The sequence below is a fragment of the Maledivibacter halophilus genome (genome assembly GCF_900167445.1).
Classification (GTDB): domain Bacteria; phylum Bacillota; class Clostridia; order Peptostreptococcales; family Caminicellaceae; genus Maledivibacter; species Maledivibacter halophilus.
The window spans coordinates 1-20221 of the sequence record NZ_FUZT01000008.1; the positions used below are offsets into that span (position 1 = coordinate 1).

Genomic DNA, 20221 nt, shown 5'->3' on the forward strand with positions numbered 1-20221 from the left:
GGATCCCTTTCAAAATCAATGTATATTTTATCTATTTTATCTTCAAAATAATCCTTGTTATTTACTTTCTCCTGAAGTTTATCCCTTCTTTCCTTTATTTTTTCAAGCTCATCTATAAAATCATCCTTTTCCTTTCCTTCAGGAAGCTCATTTATTTGATCTTCTAATTCATCTATTGATTTATTTAAGTCTTCAATATCCCTTGGCAGATTACTTTCTTTGGTATTTTCTAAATCATCCAATTCTTTATTTATATCATCAATTTTATCTCTTATTCTATCCTTTAAGTTCTTTATAACTACTATTGTTCTATTTGCCCTAGCCACTGTACCAACAGGATTTTCTGCTTCATAGGTTAATACATATGTTCCAAGCTTTGAAGTATCAACTGTTCCTGTAACTTTTACCGAATAATTTGAACTTGCTCCTGGATCTATGAATCTATTTTCTCTTTCTATTTCTACTAAATTATTTCCATTTAATCTTATATAAGGGTTAATAGCAATACTTCCATTCCATTTTTTAGTATCACTTCCACCTTTTCCATCATCTGCGTTAATAGTTATTCCTTCAAATAATCCTGATTTTAATTCTGAACCCTTCCAGGATAATGACCAATTTGAATTTTCTAAGGTATCTATACTTATTGTTTTTTCAATCTCTCCTATAACTGCTGTAATCTCTACTGTATCATTGTCTGAATCAGAAACTGCTCCCTCTAATTCAAATGTACCATTGTAATTAAGGTTTATATCTCCTTCTGCAGTTGTTATACTTAAGCTTGGAGGTATATTTGTTGTAAAACTATTTAGTGCAAGGTATTTATCGTTTTCTACTTTATCACTATTTCTAGTTGTAACCCATAATTCATATTCAGTAAATTTTTCTAATCCAGTCAATTCTCTAGTAGTCTCTATGCTCCAATCTGAAAAAGCAACATTGTCTCCACTCATCCCTGCTCCTTTAAGCTTCAGTTCAAGTCTATGTTCAGGTACTTGTCCTTGAATGGCATTGGTTATTTCAAATGTTAATGATGTTCCTGAACTATCTGTTATCAATATACTTTCTGGATTTAAAGCCTTAGTATAAATCTTAGCTGTAGGTGAATATTCACTTTCATTATCTACTCTATCCTTTGCTTTGTATTTATATGTATATTGTGTATTTGCTGTAAGTCCTGTATCTAAATATGGGTTTTTATCAATCCATGAGCTTATATCTGTATTGTCTCTATTGTATAGATATGGTGTCGTATGTAGATTGCTTGGATCACTTGCATCTGGTGTAATTTGTATCTCTGTATCACTTATAGTACTTACTGTAGGAACATTTACTGTTGGGCTTGCCTTGTCTATTTTAAAATTCTTAGCTATTTCATTTGATTTACCAGTTCTATCATCTTCACACCATATTCTTATGGTATAATCACCTTCTGGTAATCTGCTGTCTATTGTAATAGGATAATTGTTAAAACTTTGAATATTACCATCTGCTGATAAACTAGCAATACTCTTTATAGCATGCTCTTCAACAAGGCTTCCTGCATTATCTTCTATAGAATAATAGACTGTTATGTTATCACCAACATCTGAATCTTGTATTGTACCTTCTACAATGAATTCATTATATCCACTTTTCTCAGAAAGTATTTGATTATCTGGTGATAATATATCTATTATAGGAGCTGTATTTGTTATAAAACTACCTAATGCAAGGTATTTATCGTTTTCTACCTTATCACCGTTTCTAGTTGTAACCCATAATTCATAATCAGTTTCTATTGACAATCCTGTTAATTCCCTAATAGTCTCCATGCTCCAATCTGAAACAGCAGCATTAGCTCCACTGGCCCCTGCTCCTTTAAGCTTCAGTTCAAGTCTATGTTCAGGTACTTGTCCTTGCACGGTATTAGTTATCTCAAATGTTAATGATATTCCTCCATTATCTGTAATTACTATGCTTTCAGGATTTAGGGCCTTGGTATAAACATTAGCTGTAGGCGAGTATTCGCTTTCATTATCCAAAATGTCCTTGGCTTTATATTTGTATGTATATTGTGTATTTGCTGTAAGTTCTGTATCTAAGTATGAAGTATCTGCTACCCATCCACTTATATCTTCATCGTTTTTATTATAAATATATGTTTCTGTTGCATTTAAGCCACTGGTATCAGTGGAATTAGGAGTTATTTCTATTTCTATATCACTTACTGCATTTACTGATGGTGCATTTGTCTGTGGTGGTGTGTTGTCAATAGTTATTGGGATTATCCTTTCACCTTTACCACCCTTATCATCCTGAGCTATTATTCTAAGTTCATATTTACCACTTGGAATAGTCTCATCCACTGTGATACTATAATTAAAGGATTTATCTGTGCCGTCAGACGTCGATACATTAAATATCTCTACATCAGTATGTCCTGCCAAATTTGTGGCTGAATCTATATGATGAAGTGTATATTTTACTGTAATTTCATCTCCAATATCATCATCATTAACTTTTCCTTCTAAAAGAATATTGTTGTGACCTTCTTTCTTACCAAAATATTCATTTTCGAGTGCTGAAATTATCGATATATTAGGTTCTTTATTTAAATAGTCAGATATTTTTATAGTTTTATCATGCGGTATATACATTGACGCCCTAGTTCCTCCTCCATTTTTAGACACAACTCCTAATGCAACGTATCCTTGATAAAAGTGTGAATTATGATAAGGTTGTAAAATTGTGTTTTTAGGAACGATTGTTGTATTAGTATAAATATTATTATTTGGAGGATATTTGTGATTATTAAATATTATTTTCCCATTATTACTCCATAACCAATTGCTATCAGAGTAATCTTGTGTATAGTACCAACCTGTTCCAAATTTTTTTGGGTTTAACGCTATCATTAATTCTATTGAATTTGTATTTTTATATCTTGCATATAAATTTCCTGCTTCATCTGATGAATATATCCATATCCATTCTTGATTGTCATTAGCATTTGCTTGTGGTTCAGCATAGCTATAGGTAACAAAGTAAACTTGGCCAACAATTATAAAACATAATAATAGAATTAAAACCCTACCAAAATTAATATTTTCTCTAACTCTTAAAACTTTCTTAATCATACTTAAGCAGTTTAGATTCATAAAACAATCCCCCTTAATCATATCTGCTATTCTCAACTTCTATGTCAAATAATATTTTGGCATTATATTTTGTCAAAAAAGACACTAGTATAATTGGCTTTTCTGTATATCCTTTAACCTTAATAGAAGGAAATTCTGTATTTTGGCTGCTATTTCTATCCTTTTTATAGCTGCCTTCTTCCACCGTTATTTCTTCAATGAATATCTTTTTAGACAATACTCCTTTTCCTATAGGCTTTAAAGAATTATCTAAGTTAAATTCAGTTTTTAACAAGTCATAAAATGTATTTTTTACATCCCTTTCTTTTACCAATGAAATATGTGCTTTTCTATACTCATCCAAAAGATTTATTTCAAGACTGTCCTGGGCAATTATTTCAATCTTTGTATTAAGGGTCTTATGTACTGCCTGTATTCTTACAAACTCTATACCTAACCCTATAACAGCTATGAGCAAAAAGAACTTTACTAAAGAAACTAGAGAAGACGAACCCTTTTCACTTTTAATTAGTCTTTTAATATTATTCATATATTTAATCACCAGCCTTCTCCATATCCACTTCCGTAATATCCCTGATTAGTTCCTGAAGCCTTAAGGGGTATATTAAGCTTTATATTCCAAAAGTCTCCAAATTTCACTTCATGTCCGTATTCTATTTTTAAAAAAAGCCTATCCCCTAGTTTATCTGCTTTCTTATAAAAGGATGGCTTAGTATCAACAATTCTGATATTGTCATAGCTTATATTTCTTTTATTAAACTGCTTTTTAAGATAGTCCTCACTAATCATACCTTCAGATTCAGCCCTTCTCACTGTCTCATCAACAGCCATTTTTGCATATCCTATATGAACTAAAAATATTGAAAGTTGAAAAACCATGACTGTAACAACTAATATTTTAAAAGTAAAGCCCAAAGCTTCTATTGTCATATTCCCCTTTTGATTTTTTAAGTAATCCAAGGTATCACCTTCAATCATAATTTTTATAACTCATTTGGTTTAAAATATACCTGTGAATATGAAAAGCTCTCTACAGGTATTGAAATATTTATTGAAAATTTAGTTTTATCTAGCTGCATAAAGGTAAGCTTCTTTTTATATGTTATTTCTAGGCCTAATCTATTTTTTTTGTTCACCTTAATATTTTTTCCCGGTAGAAATTCCTCTGTTAATTTACTTCTATCAATCTCATATTCATCTAAAAGCTCTTCATATCTATTTAAAACCATATCATTGAATCCACCACTTTTCTTTGCCATATTTACCGTTGTACTTATGATGGTATTAAGATTTTTCCATGTTGTATAGGTTCCAACCAATGAATAAAGTATCGGTAAAAACATTAAAAAACAAAATATTATGACCAAACCAGAGAGATTTGAAATTCCTCTCTGGTTTTTAATATGATTCCTGCTATGTTCTCCAATTTTTCTAATTTTTATTTTCATCTTTTAAAACACCTTTGGTAAAATAAAAATCAAACCATCATCAATTGAATCACTAAATCTTTCAAATAGATTATTTGCTATTTCAGTGGCCTGATCCTTAAATATGCTTAATAATGCTACCACCACTACAACTGCTATTGCCAATCCAAATAATTTGTTCATAATTACCCTCCTTAAACCTCTCATTTTATTTATTAAAATTGTTTTGTAAAATCATAAAAGAAAGATAAAATTATTGCCAACCCATTCATAGCCATTATGCTATATAGAACTACTGCATTAATTCTTTCTAAAATTTCTGGTCTTTTATTCATTTCATCTTTAATATTACTCAGGTTCATCTGTCTTATTTTTTCTTCCTGAATAGCATAAAGTGTATCTACATTTTCCTTGCTGGTTTCCAGTCCTGTTATAACCGCCATAATATAATTCTGGATAGCATGTATTCCTATTTTATCTGCAAAATCCTGAAGTGCCTCCTTTTCCGATGTTCCTGCCTCTATTTTTGCATGAAGTATTTTTAAATCATAATACAATGGCCCTTTAGATATTTTTAAATAATCTTCTATAGTATGTATTATATTTTCATGGGGAGAATATCTTAAAGTCCTTGCAAAGCGTGGAAATTCTTTTAGAATATTACCATTAAGCTCCTTAACTTTCTTTTCAAGCTCACTATCTGGTTGAAAATACATAAAAATGGCAAAAATTGTGGAAACGGCAAGTATTGTTACTGAAAAAAAACTTAGTCCTAGTCCCAGCAAAACCATGAAGCTTGGATAAATGATTTTTTTTGCCTCGTGCTGTTCAGGTGTTATTTCCTCACCAAGTCTTAATAAATTTCTTTCAAGAATTTCCCTATCATACTTTGTTATTTTTATTTTATTATTTATAAAATCCGCAAATGGCTTTAAAAATTCTTCCATTAAAAGAACCTTTTTTTCATCACTATATTCATAAATCCATCTAGTCTTTTTCCTGGTTTTCCTGCTTATATTTAATATCAACAAATCCTTCAGCCCATATAAAGCAATAAATAGTGAAACACATATTATCAATGAATACAAAGCTTGTATGTTCAATTTTAATATCACCCCCTTAATCAATTTCAACTTTAATCGATTTATTATATTTGTAAAGAAAATAAACGCATCCTACAAGGATTAAAACTAGAAAAGCTAAACCAATTTTTCCTTGAATTGTATATACTAGAAGTTCATAGTATCTTTTATAGCCCACCCTCAAAATTAATAGATTAAGAGGAAAGAATATCAAGGTTGCAATAAAATTTCTAACATATTTTTTCCTTATCAAATCAAATTCTCCCTGGACCTGTTGAATATCTCTAAGATCTTCTGGTATTGTAAGCATTGTATACTTAAGCTTCTCCCCTTGAACCTCTGTTTGTATAGCCAAATCTATAAACTCTTTAAAATAATAATTATCCACTCTTTCTTTTAAGTTTTCCAATGCTTCAACAACACTTATGTTAAGAACCTGTACCTCATTAACAAATGATGTAAAATACTTATCTAATGGATCTGGAAGCTGATCCAATTTTTTTTCAACGGCTATTACAAAATCCTCTTCACTCATAAACTGAGCTATAATATTCCCTAAAGAAGCAGGTAGATTTTCTTCAATGACTTTAAATTTCTTCTTTGCCCTTTCTTGTATATAAAAAAAAGGTATAGCTCCTGATAAAGCACTAAATATTATTATTAAAAAAGGATTTCTTAAAATAATTCCAAAGGCTAATCCTGGTGCACTTGCTATCAATGTATAAAATATAAATTTATCCAAAGTCATGTTTATTTCTGATAATTCAATTGTATTTTTGATTTTCTTCTCTAAACGTTCCTTTAAACTAGGCTTTAACTTAAGAATTTCTTTTCTTCTATTTTCCTTTAAAATTTTTTCGTAATTTTCAATTTTCTGCTTGTGTTTTTTCCCTCTGATGGAAAAGCCTTTAAAATCTCCATATCTACTCCCACCAAAAGTTGAATATAACAAGGTGAATATTCCTATAAATGTAGATAATATTACTATTAAAATATAGACTAAAGTACTTTCCATTTTTTCCTCCTTAATTTTCTGCTTTTACCTTATGATAAATGTCAGCAATTTTTATATCTATACCTGATTCCAAAAGTTTTTCATAAAGCCTGTCGCTAATATTTCTATTAAATATATGTTTGCCTATAATGCTTTTTCTGTAAAATTTATCTCCGGTTAATGGATTTACTTCCTCAACTTGTTTAATTCCAGTGGGTTTAAATTTAAAAATTTCACGATATTTAAGTCTTCCTCCATCGTATTCCTCTATCTCTGATATACTCATTATTTTTCTACTGCCATCCTTTAATTTTTTTTGAAATACACATATTGGAAATGCATTTACTATCATATTAAGTATCATATCCTGAGTAAGGGTAGTAGGTCCCATCATATACATCTGAAGAATTCTTGTAGGTGCATCACTGGGTCCATTAGCATGAAATGAATTATAAAGCTGATGCCCTGTATTTGCGGCAGCGACCACAGTTTGAGCTTCTTTTCCCCTCATTTCCCCCAATACCATTGTCTCAGGTGACTGTCTTAAAGAATGAATAAGAAGATCAAGAAGTGTAATATTATTTCTTGTTTCCCATGCTATAGCACCTTTAATATTAAGTTCTGCCGTATCTTCCATTGTTATTATCCTACGGTCAAGATTTTTTTGTGCCAATCTGGTTAATATAGTTTGTAGAGTCGCTGTTTTACCGCTGTTAGTTGGTCCTATTATCATCATAGAAATTTCTGCTTCTCCTAAAATATCTATGAATTTAAACATATCTTCAGTGGCACTTCCAAAGCTAATAAGCTTTTCTGCAGTGAAGACCTCCTTTTTTTGTTTTCTTATAGTAAGATTTATTCCACTAAGTGCTGTAGGCTTTATAATACAAGCTACCCTTTGCCCATTTTTAAGTCTTGCATCCACAATTGGTGATGATGGTGAAAGAGTTTTCCCAACAGTTCTTACTATTTTTTTTGCTATATTTATTGCTGTTTCCATTGATGAAAACTTTTTATTGGTCTTATATTCTCTTCCCTTTACAACTATTCGTATATCTTCAGAAGAATTAACCCTTATCTCCTCAACTCTTTCATCCTCTAAGTATTCTGTTATTACTCCAAAATCTAAAATTTCAAGATTTATAGTCTGTATAGTTTCATCTAATCCTTCTATTCCTTCTATTTTTATGGCCCTGGTTTGAATATAGTTTGCTACTTTTTCCTTTATTTTTTCTCTGGCATAATCATTGGATAATGTATCCTGAAAAAGCTCTGGATAATTATTTGTTAAATACTTTCTAACCTCGTCAACGAAATATTCCAAAGCCCTTTCTGCACCTTCAGTTACGGAAGTCTTTCTTGCTTGTCTTTTTTGAATACCAACTAAATATTTATCCTCATTAATATTAGGAATGAAATTATTCATTGGATCCACCTACTTCTTTCCAGATATTTCTGTTCCTATCTTCTTCATTTCTTCTTCTAAATAGAAATCTATTTTTCCTATATTTTCTTCCCCGATTAACTTCTTTTTCTATAAGCTCCTCAAAAATATACTTAATTTGATTTTGAATGTATCTATCCTTGAAGTTACCTCCAGCGTCAAATATTGTTTTACCTTCATTTGAATCCATGACAATATGTTTACTAAAAGGTATAATACTCTTTACATCAAGACCAGTTATTAATTTAATATCTTTTTTTGAAATAATTCCTATATCCTTATTCACAACAAGAATCAGCTTATCTTTTTTTATATTCAATTCTTCAAACTGCTTTAAATACTTTCTCAATGCAAATAAGCTATTTATATCATTATCAATCACAACTATGATTTTTTCTGCAAAAAACCAACCTATATAACTTGTATACTCTATGTAAGAAGTAGGTAAATCTAAAAAAACTATATTAAATTTTTCCTTAGCAATTTGATAAAGTCTTTCAATATCCTTTCTTTCTAACTCATGTAAGTCATCTACACTATCACCTGGATTAAGTCCTAAAACAAATAAATATTTTTGATTCTTTTCATTTTCCTGAAAATTTATTATTACATCTCTATCGTTATCTGTAAATAATGCATTTCTAAGACTTTTATTTTTCTGGGGATGAATATTCAAAATATGTGGTAGTGATGAATATTGTCTATTTAAATCTATCACACCAGTTAAATATCCTTCCATAGAAGAATACTTTCCTAGATTGGCAGTTAAGAAACTAGTACCAGTCCCTGGCTTTGGGCTCCATAGGGCAAATACTCTTTTATCAATCATCTAATTTAAATCCCTCTCTTTCAGTATTATTGTTTTTATTGCCAGAAAACTCAGTAGTTGTCTCTATTTCTTTAGTAGATTCATTTTTATTTTGATTAGCTTGTCCAGAGCCAGCTTTTTTTTCAGCTTCAGGGGATAGTGATGAAGGCTTCTTTTTGACCTTTTGAGCTAATATTCTAGGTCTTAAAGCTAGATGTATAACTCCATCATATACGCCTTTAACAAGGAGCTGTTGTTGTTTAATATCAGCCTTTACTGTGACTACACCTGGCACAATAGAATTATTAATGTCACTATTATCATTTTCCGCCTGAGCTATAGAAACTCCATTTTTATTTGCAACCTTTATTACTTCTAAACTAGAAAGCTCATCATATATTATCACTTCGCTTTCAGAATCCTTATCCTTAGCTTTTTTATATATTATTACTCTTACCTTATCTCCTTTCTTAGGTATACCTCCTACACATTTTGCAAGATCTGTTTCAAAACTTATCCCATCAACTAAAGTATCTTCATAAAGAAATGCATCATCGGGCACCTTATTATCTTGAAAATAATTTCTTATTGCAAATTCGCCCTTGTTCATAGGTGTCACTGCATATTTACCTATGATTTCACTTTCCTCATTTACTATATAGTTAGGAAGATTATAGCTTCCTATCTCAATAACATCCAAATGATCCTTTTTTACTCTTTGATTTTTTCCTATACTTTCCTTAAACCTAATTACCATAGTTGTCTGTCTAGTTTTTTCAACATCCTTTGGAACTAGATAAAATCCTGTGATTATTGCAATAAGCAATGATGTCACTATTATTAAAATACTCTTTAATCTACCCCTCAAATTTCTCTCCCCCTTTAATAAATAAAAATCTTACTCTATATCTTTTATATTTCTTTAAACAACTTACCCAATAAGCTCCTTTTATTTGATTTTAAAGCACTTATTTTATAAAGGGTGGCAGCAATTTTTTCAATACTTTCATCAAAATCCTTATCTTTACCATAGGCCACTTCCCTTCTAGCCAATGCTTCAGCAATGAGCTCCAGATTATTAGGAATAAAGAATATTTCATCAAAATTCAAACTATACTTTTCCTTACCAAATAACTCAATATGTTTAAAGTGCTTAATTATATCCATATTACTAAGATTTTTAATATTTACATCCCTATTAATTATTAAGCTAATATTTCTCCTGTTAAATCTTTTTAAGGAAAGTTTATAGGGAAGTCCATTCAAGGTGGATAACATTTTATCGGCCACTATAATCCTTTCATCACAAAGAGACAATATCTCATTAATTACTGTATTATCTAAATCCTTTGATATATCTATGATAATTATATTGGCTACACAATTTCTTACAATTGAATTTACCATTTCATAAGTTATTTTATATATTGAATCTCTATGGTCGCTGAAAAGTGTAAGTCTTTTACCAATACTTATTCCATAGGAGGATATATCTGATGTATCCCTCTCACCTTCTAAATCTTTATATAGATTGAGCATTTTTAGAAAATCAGAATTTTTTAATGGAAAATAATATATGAGATCTTTTTTATAATAATCCGTATCTATTAGACCCACAGTGAGCTTGTTCTTTGTATAACATTTAGCTAAATTAGCAGCAATAACTGTTTTACCTGCAGAATATGGGCTATATATTCCAATAATTTTTTGATAATCCCGTGGCGTCTTATATACTACTTTTTCTTTGATAATTACTTTATCATCTCTATACATTTTCTTTACTTTCTTTTTAGTAAATCCTATAGGTAACTTTGAAAAATACTTATCTTCCTTCTTTGTGTCCGTAAAATTATCATATAATCCATAATATCCTTTAGCCTCATCTTGCAACCTTGGATTTATACTTATATAAACTATATTTTCTATAGATGCATCCTTTGTAAATATGCAATTATATATATTTCTTTCAAATAACTCTCTTATGCAATTTGATCCATAATGTTTATTGTCAATAATACATACCATATTGAGATTTGAAAATTTATTACTGATTTTAAATAAATAATACTCATTAATATAATTATCAAATTGAAAATTTTCTTTAAGAATTAGAATACTGTAATCTCCCTCTTCATCCAATAATTTTTCTATTTCCTGAAGAGAAATTTCTTTAGCCAGTCTAACCAAAAATCCTCTTTTTTCCAATTTATCTTTAAGCTTATTTTTTACCTGGTTTATTTTTCTCAAATCATCAAAAGCTAATAGCACTTTCTTCATAAGATCATCCTTTTTTTACATTTTGAGTCCCCTTACTAGAGATTCTCTCATACATAATATGGTACTGTCAACAATTTTAGTATATTTTTTACATAATATTTCTTAGATTCCATGTTATAGATGTCATTTTTTCCTATTTTTTGCTAATATTAGATGTATTTCTACATAAAAAGACCAAGGAATCTTATCCTTGGCCTTTTTATGTAGAAATATCTTATGTAGAAATACTTATCTTTTTCTTCTTAAAAAAGTGGGTATATCTAATATTTCACTATCATTTTCTTTTGTTTTCTCTTCTTCTTTTACTTCATTATTTTGATTTTGTTTTTCATTGCTTAACTGTTTTAAATCTCTTTCACTACTCTTACTTTCAAATCCAGTAGCAATTACTGTAATCCTAAGTTCATCCTTTAATGATTCATCTATTACAGCACCAAAAATAATATTTGCATCTGCATCAGCAGCTTGGGAAACTATTTCAGCAGCTTCATTGACTTCAAACAAACCAAGATTTGAGCCACCAGTTATATTGAGAAGCACTCCCTGTGCTCCATTTATGGAAGTTTCCAATAAAGGACTCTGAATAGCAAGCTTAGCGGCTTCAGCGGCCCTATTTTCTCCATTGGCCTTTCCAATACCCATATGGGCTAATCCTTGCTCAAACATTATAGTTTTTACATCAGCAAAATCTAGATTAACTAATCCTGGAATAGCTATAAGGTCTGATATACCTTGTACCCCTTGTCTTAAAACATCATCTGCAATTTTAAATGCATCCATTATTGAAGTTTTTCTTTCAACGACTTGGAGTAGTCTATCATTTGGTATTGTAACCAGTGTATCAACCTTTGTTTTTAAATCTTCGATCCCCTTTTCAGCATGAAGCATTCTTCTTTTGCCTTCGAACATAAAGGGTTTTGTTACAACTCCTACAGTTAGTATTCCCATCTCCTTAGCAATTTCAGCAACAATTGGAGCTGCTCCTGTTCCTGTCCCACCACCCATTCCAGCAGTGATAAAAACCATGTCTGCCCCCTGCAGAGACTGATAAATATCATCTCTACTTTCTTCAGCAGCTTTCTTTCCCACATCTGGATTAGCTCCAGCACCTAAACCTCTTGTTAATTTTTCACCAATTTGTATCTTATATTCTGCCCTAGATGTAAACAATGCCTGCTTATCAGTATTAACTACTATAAACTGAATACCTTGCAGATTTGATTCTATCATTCTATTGACAGCATTATTTCCTCCACCGCCAACACCTATTACTTTTATCTGAGCAAATTGTTCTACATCAATATCGAATTCTAACACTAAAAAACCCCCTTCAACACGATCAACTATACTGTATAATAGCAAACTCAATTATTATATGTTTTTCTAAATACTTTATCATCTAATTAATCATTATAAAATAATATAATACTACTATTTCAACAAAACATTTAAATTTCCTTCTCAAAAAACAAAATAATTACCTATTGTTAAATTTTTCAATTAGCATTCTTCTTATTATGGCAAAGTTTTGGAATAACCTAGATCCAAAGGTAAAAATAGCAGCATAATAAAGAGGTACGCCCATTTTATCACCAATATAGGCCAATAGTCCTGCAATTATTGCATTACCTATAAAACCCGTAACAAATATTGTTGAATTGAACTTATTTTCTAAAGTAGCCCTAATTGCTCCAAAAACCGAATCAATTGCCGCAAGTAGAGCTACAGATGTATATGGCGAATATATAGTTGGAAAGGCAATGGGTAAATAAAAACCTATCACCAAGCCTATTATAATACCAAATATCCCTATAATCAACCTTATCACCTACTTTTCTGATTTTGTATATTTGTATAAAATAGAACCTTCATACTTAGGAATTTTAATATATGCACTTGGATTAACTTCTATAAAAATACCATAAACCAGCCTTAAATCATGACCGTAAGCCATAGGCGCATTAATGGCAGCCTCGAGATGGGCAGGCTCTCCAATAGCCTTTATTATAAAGGGATGTCCATAGTCTACACCATTAATTTCTATTGTATAACCTGAACAATCAATTTCTGTACTCGAAATTATTCTTTGATTGTTTATTGAAATCGCCTCAGCTCCAGCAGCTTTAAGATCATTTACTATATTAAGAACATCTATATTATGGACTAAAACATTATTTGGATTTTCACCCTCATATAGCTCTCTGCTGGCATCATCAATTATTACTATCACCCCAGGTCCATAAACATCTGTTGAACCTGCAAGGGTTTTATATTCATTAACTTCTTCTTGTAATAATTTAGTTATATCCCCATCTTTAATTTTAGTCATATTAAAATTATTAATTTTATCTTTAGTAGCTGAAATAACAGATTTTAAATTTTCAATCTCTGCTTTCTCATTTTCTAGGCTTTGTTTATAATCACGTACTTCTTCTAAAGACACATGTACATTCTTTTCTTCTATACTTCTAATTAGAAGAGAAATTAGTAGCCCTAGAATTATTGTTAAAATTATAATATTTAACCTTGAATAACTTTTTTTCATTAAATCACTCCAAAGTTATTAATCATCTATTGGTTTAGCATATTCATATTTGATTATATCATTATATCTTTCAATTTCTAATTCATTCATTTTCTTTATATCAACCTGTAGATTATAATATTCTCTCATTTGAGCTACTATACCAAATCTCCAATCTAATACTGATTTTAATGTATCTGGATCTCCAATGGCTTTTATGACTATAGGTGGTCCAGTAGGAACCGAATTAATCTGAAGGCTATTTCCGGCCAGCTGCATTTCAGTGTTGGCAACAATTCTTTGCTCATTAATAGATATTGCCTCAGCACCAGCTGAGTTCAAAAAGTTTATAATACTTAATAAAATGTCATAGTTATACATAATTACGCTTTCTTCAGTATCAAATTCTAAATCACTGGGAGGATCGTCAATAACAATTTCAATACCAGGTCCTTTTAACCTTGTAAATCCAGCAAATTCTTTATATTTTTCTAATTCTTCATTCAATCTTTTTATAATTGCACTGTCCTCAGAAGCTGCACCTTCAATTTCCTTCAGTTTGTTTTTATATAAATCCAACTCTTCATTTAAAACCTGTTTTTCTTCTTGAGCATTTTTTAATTCAACTTTTAATTCTAAGACCCTCTTACTGGGGATTGTTCCCTTCAAATAATTTGCTTGAACTATTCTAAATTGTAGAGCAAGTACTATTCCTAATACAATGCATATAATTCCAAGCAATATTTTGTCTTTAAAGCTCTTCATATTACTGCCTCCTATTCTCCAAACGGACTATAAGTAGGATAGCCATCATGGCTTATATCAACAGACCCTGAATCAATGTTTTTACTAATTAAATCATAATAAATTGCTTTAAATATTACAAACCTTTTTGATAAGTTTTCACCTCTTCCAAACTTGATTTTAAAATCTTCATCAATATATAAAATTATATTTTCATTTTCATAAGATATCTTAGGTATTATTGCTAAGTCTGAATTTTCTAAAAGACTGCAAAGTTCTATTATCTTTCTTAAATCCTCTTCATTTTTTACTTTTATTTTTTCGCCCTTTAAAAAGCTTTCAAATTCAAATCCTTCAATAACATACATATCCTCAACTGCTTGTGCAGTATAGAGAATAACACCTTCTTCATCTATAACAAAATATATACCCATATAGGATACAGCAGCCAACTTTTTTCTTTCGATAACATTAATAATTAATTTATTAGGCAATTTTCTTTTAATGGTTACATCCTTTATAAGAGGATTTTTAATTAATTTTTCTCTTGCCTCCGACAACTTTATTTTAAAAATATTATCACCTGTCTTTATTCCAGAATATGATACTATTTCATCATCAGAAACAACTGTATTGCTATTGACAAAAATCCCATTTATTTCAAAAAAATTAGTTTTGAAAAGGATAATGAATATTATAGTAGACAATAAAAAAAATATCAAGAAATATATCTTAATCTTACCATACCTTACCTTTTTATCAACCCTATTTTTAGATTTATACATTTTTCCCTCCCAGGTTTCGTGAGCTTTAACCTTAACATTAACTTCAACCTTAACCCTAAAAATTACTGAATAACTTGTCAACCTTGTCCAAAAACTAATTTTCTAAATAGCAGCATTAATTGCCGCTATTTCAGTCTATTCGTTTTATGTCAGCCCCTAGCTTCCTAAGCATTAAATCAAATTTATCGTATCCTCTTTCAATATGTTTAATATTTTCAACTATTGTTGTTCCTTCTGCTGCCAGTCCTGCTATAACCAAGGCGGCTCCACCTCTTAAATCCTTTGCTTCCACCTTTGCCCCAGTTAATTCATTAACCCCCTTAATAACAGCCACTCTTCCATCAACCTTAATTTTTGCTCCCATTCTCATTAATTCCTCAGTATGCTTAAACCTATTCTCAAATACTGTTTCCGTAACTATACTGGTTCCCTGGGCAAGGCTCAACAAAGACATAAACTGAGGCTGCATATCTGTTGGAAAGCCAGGATACGGCAAAGTTCTAATAATATCTACAGGCTTAAGTATAGTTGGTGGAATTATTTTTATCTCATCTTTATTTTCCTTTTCCAATATCATACATCCAACTTCCTTGAGCTTTGAAATCACTGATACTATATGGTCTTGTATGACATTAGTAATGGTTATTTCACTTTTAGTTATTGCTGCAGCTGCTAAAATAGTTCCAGCTACTATTCTATCGGGAATTATCCTGTGATTCACATCAGATAAACTGTCAACACCTATTATTTCTATTACACTAGTACCCGCTCCATTTACTTTTGCTCCCATGGCATTTAGATATTCCTGAAGATCTACTATTTCCGGTTCCTTAGCTGCATTTCTTATATAAGTTTTCCCATTTGCTAAAACTGCCGATAGCATAATATTTTCTGTGGCTCCAACACTTGGATAATCTAAATGAATTTCTGCTCCCTTTAAATGATCTACACTACACTCAAGAAATCCATGGGATTCTGATATCTTAACTCCCATTTCCCTGAGTCCCTTTAAATGTAAATCAATTGGTCTATGTCCAATTTCGCAGCCACCGGGATAGCTGATTTTTATTTTTCCAAATCGCGCTAACATAGGTCCCATCAGAAAGATGGATGATCTCATTTCTCTAACTAGGCTTTCATCTATTTCTTGTGTAAATATATTCTTAGAATCTACAATTATTGATTTGCTACTTTTTTTTACCCTACATCCTATGGATTTAAGTATTTCTATCATAATATCCACATCTCTAAGATCAGGAAATCCATTGATAACACTTTTACCACCATTTATTACTGATGCAGCTAAGATTGGTAATACTGCATTTTTAGCTCCACTAATTTCTAATTCTCCCTTTAATTTTTTACCTCCATTAATCAAGTACTTCGACACATGGTTCACCTCCGAGAGCATAGAAAAATAAGAAGAATATATAACTATTGTATGCATATCTCTCACAGGTGTTACAAATACTCTTATGATTTTTTATTAAGATAAATCCTCTTCAGTGTATTTTGAAATATTTAATAATATACCTACTGCAGCCATAAAAATTGCTAGAGAATTCCCTCCAAAACTAATAAATGGCAGGGGTATCCCAGTTACAGGCATAGATGAAGTTGCCACTGCAATATTAATCATTACTTGTATTGCAATCATTGCAGTTATTCCTGTAGCCAATAGAGAACTAAATAAATCAGGTGCATGTATAGCTATCCTAATACCTCTCCAGATAAGGAATAAAAATAAAAGCATTACAGTTACACATCCAATAAAGCCCAGCTCTTCACCAATAGTTGCAAATATGAAATCATTTTGAGGTTCTGGTATATACAGTTTATTTTGAACACTTCTGCCAAGACCAACACCAAAGAGACCACCAGAGCCTAAAGCAAATAAAGACTGAATTACTTGGTAACCATCACCTTTAGGATCTTTAAAGGGATCTAAAAAAGCAACTAGTCTTCTCATCCTATAGGGTTTTGCTATTATCATTAAAATTATCATTCCAACACCAGTAGTTCCTAAAAACATTATATGAAGCCATCTCATTCCAGCAACAAAAAGCATAGAAGTAATTATAAGGGCAATAGTAATAGCTGTACTTAAATTTGGCTGTTTAAGAATTAAAGCAACATATAAACCTATTATCATTAAATAGGGAATTATTCCTTTAAAAAAATTACTAATATCCTTTACTTTTCTCGTTAAGGTATCTGCAACAAAAATAATTCCGCATATTTTGGCAATCTCAGAGGGCATTATGGTTATTCCTCCCACACTTATCCATCTCTGTGCACCATTTAAATTTGTACCCAAAGGTGTGATTACTAAAACAAGTAAAATTATACTGAAAATATATGCTGGAAGAGCAATCCTTTTATATCCCTTATAATTAAAATTCATTGTGAAAAGCATAGCAACTATTCCAATACCTGCCCACATTAAATTCTTTTTTAGAAAATGATAGCTGTCCTGGTTATAGTTATAGAATGAATAATATTGGCTGGAACTAAAAACCATAATTATCCCAATGACAACCAGAATAAGCACAGTTATCATTAACGTAAAATCAAAGGATTTTTTTTGGGCCATCCTACGTCCTCCTTATTTTTCCTACACAGTCTTTGAAATGTCTTCCTCTTACCTCATAGCTTTCATACATATCCCAGCTTGCACATGCTGGAGATAAAAGAATTGTATCATTTTTCTTTGCATTTTTATAGGCAACATTCACAGCTTCTTCCATATTTTTTACAATGTAAATATTCTTAAAACCATACTTTTCAGCTGTTTCCTTAATTTTGTATGCAGTTTCACCTAATAAAATCAATGCTCTAACCTTATTATTAAAGGAGGCAACAAATTCATCAAACAAACCGCCCTTATCCATCCCTCCTGCTATCAGTACTAAAGGCCCCTTAAGCCCTTCTACAGCCTTTATAGATGCATCTGGATTTGTTCCCTTTGAATCATTATAAAATTTTATTCCATCTATTTCACATACAAACTCAGTTCTATGCTCAATACCTTTAAAGCTATTTAAAGTATATTTAATTATATCAATATTTATTCCTGAATAATATGCAAAAGCCACAGCCGCTAAAGCATTTTCAAGATTATGATTACCTGCTATGTAAATATCATTGGTTTTACATATTATATCTATATCATCATTGTCCTTTACTATTATGTTTCCACCTTGAACATAGACTCCCTCTTTTAGAATTTCTTTTCTACTAAAAAATATGACCCTACAATTTGCCTTAGAAGCTAAATTCCTTGTTATATCATTATCATAATTTAAAATTACTAAATCATTCTCTTCTTGATTCATAAAAATATTGGCCTTAGCTTCTATATAGTTTTCCATAGTTTTATGACGATTAAGATGATCAGGTGTAATATTTAATATAGCAGAAATCCTTGGTTTAAATTTTTCTATAGTCTCCAATTGAAAACTACTTACCTCAGTAATTAGGAAGGTATCATCAGTAGTTTCTAACGCCTTGGAAATTGCAGCTAATCCAATATTTCCGACGATAAATGTCTTTAAACTGGCATTTTTAAAAATTTCACCTACAAGGGCAGTAGTTGTAGTCTTACCATTAGTTCCTGTGATTGCTAAGTATTTTCCTTTACTTAGCCTATATGCCAACTCAAGCTCTCCTATTATTTCAATATTTTCTTTCTTTGCTTTCTTTAAAAAAACTAAATCTGTAGGCACTCCCGGACTTAAAACAATCAAATCATATTTTTCTATTCTTTCAGGATGTACTCCAAGAACTATATCGTCGCAAAGATGGGCTATTTCATCTAATATATTCTTTAGATTTTCTTCTGTTTTAATATCATTTACAGTGATATTAGCACCAAGACTTGACAATACCTTCACTGTAGGAATACCTGATTTTGCCATTCCAACTACTAGAACATTTTTATCTTTAAGATTCATTTTTGTAATTCCCTCCTTAGAGAAATAAAACAACAAAATATAGGATGGTAAAACTATTTTCTATTTAAGTCCATAAAGCCCTACAATACATAGCAATAATGTAACACCCCAAAAAACCACTACGATTTTTGTTTCCTTCCATCCAGATAATTCAAAGTGATGGTGGAGAGGACTCATTTTAAATACGCGTTTCCCAGTAAGTTTAAATGAAACTACCTGTATTATAACTGACAAGGCCTCTGCAAAATATATTCCTCCAACAATAGGTATAAACAATGTTAAATTTGTCAGTATTGCTATAGCTGCAATGGCTCCTCCCAGAGCCATTGATCCGGTATCCCCCATAAAAACCCTTGCTGGATAAGCATTAAAACGCAAAAAACCTAGACAAGCACCTGTTAGAGCTGCAGAAAACACAGCTATACTAGGATATCCCCAATGATGAGCATACAAACTAAAAAAGGAAGCCACTATAAGGGTAACTCCAGAAGCCAGTCCATCTAATCCATCAGTCAAATTCACACTATTCGTTGTGGCCACTACAACAAATGCAATAAAAGGAATATAAAGAAAACCCAAATCCAGCTTTTCGCCTAAAAAGGGAATATAGTCAGAAAATGGTACCAATACATTAGTTTCATAAGCAGATGTTTTGGATTGATAAATTGCAATTATAACTGCTATTGTAATTTGTCCAATAAGTTTTTGATAGGCTCTAAGTCCTAAATTACGCTTCAAAACAACTTTTATAAAATCATCAATAAAACCAATTAAACCAAATCCAAGTGTAGAAAATAAAACTATATACATATGTCTATTTAATTTCCCAGATGTTAAGGTTGTAATCAATATTGCAGCTATCATTATTATTCCGCCCATTGTTGGTGTTCCTGATTTAGTGTAATGGGACTGAGGTCCTTCTGCTCTAATACTTTGACCCACCTTAAGCCTTCTTAAAAATGGGATAATGAAATATCCTAAAACCAACGTAAGGATAAATGAAATAGCTATCCTAATCATCAGTAGTATAAAATCAGTCATTT

The 20221-nt window shown here is 30.8% G+C and carries 20 protein-coding genes; all 20 read right to left on the reverse strand.

From position 1 onward, the window contains the following. On the reverse strand, positions 1-3140 hold a 3140-nt coding region (locus B5X81_RS15420), incomplete at its 3' end, for an immunoglobulin-like domain-containing protein (protein ID WP_170917454.1). Positions 3141-3153: 13 nt separating this feature from the next. After that, positions 3154-3669 carry a hypothetical protein gene (locus B5X81_RS15425; RefSeq protein WP_139380365.1) on the reverse strand — a complete coding sequence of 172 codons (516 nt, stop codon included), beginning with the start codon at positions 3667-3669 and terminating at the stop codon, positions 3154-3156. A gap of 8 nt (positions 3670-3677) precedes the next feature. After that, positions 3678-4118, reverse strand: a complete 441-nt coding sequence (locus tag B5X81_RS15430; RefSeq protein WP_079492962.1) for a DUF4320 family protein — start codon at positions 4116-4118, stop codon at positions 3678-3680. 5 nt (positions 4119-4123) lie between these two features. Next, complete coding sequence (locus tag B5X81_RS15435) at positions 4124-4588, reverse strand: DUF4320 family protein (protein WP_079492963.1); 465 nt, start codon at positions 4586-4588, stop codon at positions 4124-4126. Positions 4589-4591: 3 nt separating this feature from the next. After that, positions 4592-4750: a hypothetical protein gene (locus B5X81_RS27535; RefSeq protein ID WP_170917455.1), complete on the reverse strand. Its 159-nt coding sequence runs from the start codon at positions 4748-4750 to the stop codon at positions 4592-4594. 32 nt (positions 4751-4782) lie between these two features. Then, positions 4783-5670, reverse strand: coding sequence for a hypothetical protein (locus B5X81_RS15440; protein ID WP_079492964.1), 888 nt, complete (start codon positions 5668-5670; stop codon positions 4783-4785). Between the two features lie 16 nt (positions 5671-5686). Beyond that, on the reverse strand, positions 5687-6664 hold the full coding sequence (locus B5X81_RS15445) for a type II secretion system F family protein (protein ID WP_079492965.1): 978 nt from the start codon (positions 6662-6664) through the stop codon (positions 5687-5689). Between the two features lie 10 nt (positions 6665-6674). Next, positions 6675-8069, reverse strand: a complete 1395-nt coding sequence (locus tag B5X81_RS15450) for a CpaF family protein (protein ID WP_079492966.1) — start codon at positions 8067-8069, stop codon at positions 6675-6677. Beyond that, complete coding sequence (locus tag B5X81_RS15455; RefSeq protein WP_079492968.1) at positions 8062-8916, reverse strand: AAA family ATPase; 855 nt, start codon at positions 8914-8916, stop codon at positions 8062-8064. Before B5X81_RS15455 ends, B5X81_RS15450 begins: the two co-directional genes overlap by 8 nt. Continuing rightward, positions 8909-9763 (reverse strand): Flp pilus assembly protein CpaB, encoded by an 855-nt coding sequence (cpaB, locus tag B5X81_RS15460; RefSeq protein WP_079492969.1) that lies wholly within the window; start codon positions 9761-9763, stop codon positions 8909-8911. Before cpaB ends, B5X81_RS15455 begins: the two co-directional genes overlap by 8 nt. A gap of 44 nt (positions 9764-9807) precedes the next feature. Beyond that, positions 9808-11172 carry a hypothetical protein gene (locus tag B5X81_RS15465; protein ID WP_079492971.1) on the reverse strand — a complete coding sequence of 455 codons (1365 nt, stop codon included), beginning with the start codon at positions 11170-11172 and terminating at the stop codon, positions 9808-9810. A gap of 228 nt (positions 11173-11400) precedes the next feature. Further along, positions 11401-12489 carry a cell division protein FtsZ gene (gene ftsZ, locus B5X81_RS15470; RefSeq protein ID WP_079492972.1) on the reverse strand — a complete coding sequence of 363 codons (1089 nt, stop codon included), beginning with the start codon at positions 12487-12489 and terminating at the stop codon, positions 11401-11403. Between the two features lie 160 nt (positions 12490-12649). Further along, a complete protein-coding gene (locus B5X81_RS15475) occupies positions 12650-12991 on the reverse strand; it encodes a small basic family protein (protein ID WP_208985073.1) in 342 nt (113 codons plus the stop codon). Positions 12992-13000: 9 nt separating this feature from the next. After that, positions 13001-13717 (reverse strand): DUF881 domain-containing protein, encoded by a 717-nt coding sequence (locus B5X81_RS15480; RefSeq protein ID WP_079492974.1) that lies wholly within the window; start codon positions 13715-13717, stop codon positions 13001-13003. Positions 13718-13735: 18 nt separating this feature from the next. Continuing rightward, complete coding sequence (locus B5X81_RS15485; RefSeq protein ID WP_079492975.1) at positions 13736-14461, reverse strand: DUF881 domain-containing protein; 726 nt, start codon at positions 14459-14461, stop codon at positions 13736-13738. Positions 14462-14472: 11 nt separating this feature from the next. Then, positions 14473-15225 (reverse strand): cell division protein FtsQ/DivIB, encoded by a 753-nt coding sequence (locus tag B5X81_RS15490; RefSeq protein WP_079492977.1) that lies wholly within the window; start codon positions 15223-15225, stop codon positions 14473-14475. A 130-nt stretch (positions 15226-15355) separates the two neighbouring features. Then, a complete protein-coding gene (gene murA, locus B5X81_RS15495; protein WP_079492978.1) occupies positions 15356-16615 on the reverse strand; it encodes a UDP-N-acetylglucosamine 1-carboxyvinyltransferase in 1260 nt (419 codons plus the stop codon). 96 nt (positions 16616-16711) lie between these two features. Continuing rightward, the gene (gene spoVE, locus B5X81_RS15500; protein ID WP_079492980.1) at positions 16712-17818 is read right to left on the reverse strand and encodes a stage V sporulation protein E; all 1107 of its coding nucleotides are present in this window, start codon (positions 17816-17818) and stop codon (positions 16712-16714) included. 1 nt (position 17819) lies between these two features. Next, a complete protein-coding gene (gene murD, locus B5X81_RS15505; RefSeq protein WP_079492981.1) occupies positions 17820-19178 on the reverse strand; it encodes a UDP-N-acetylmuramoyl-L-alanine--D-glutamate ligase in 1359 nt (452 codons plus the stop codon). 60 nt (positions 19179-19238) lie between these two features. Further along, positions 19239-20219 carry a phospho-N-acetylmuramoyl-pentapeptide-transferase gene (gene mraY / locus B5X81_RS15510; protein ID WP_079492983.1) on the reverse strand — a complete coding sequence of 327 codons (981 nt, stop codon included), beginning with the start codon at positions 20217-20219 and terminating at the stop codon, positions 19239-19241. Between the last annotated feature and the right edge of the window lie 2 nt (positions 20220-20221).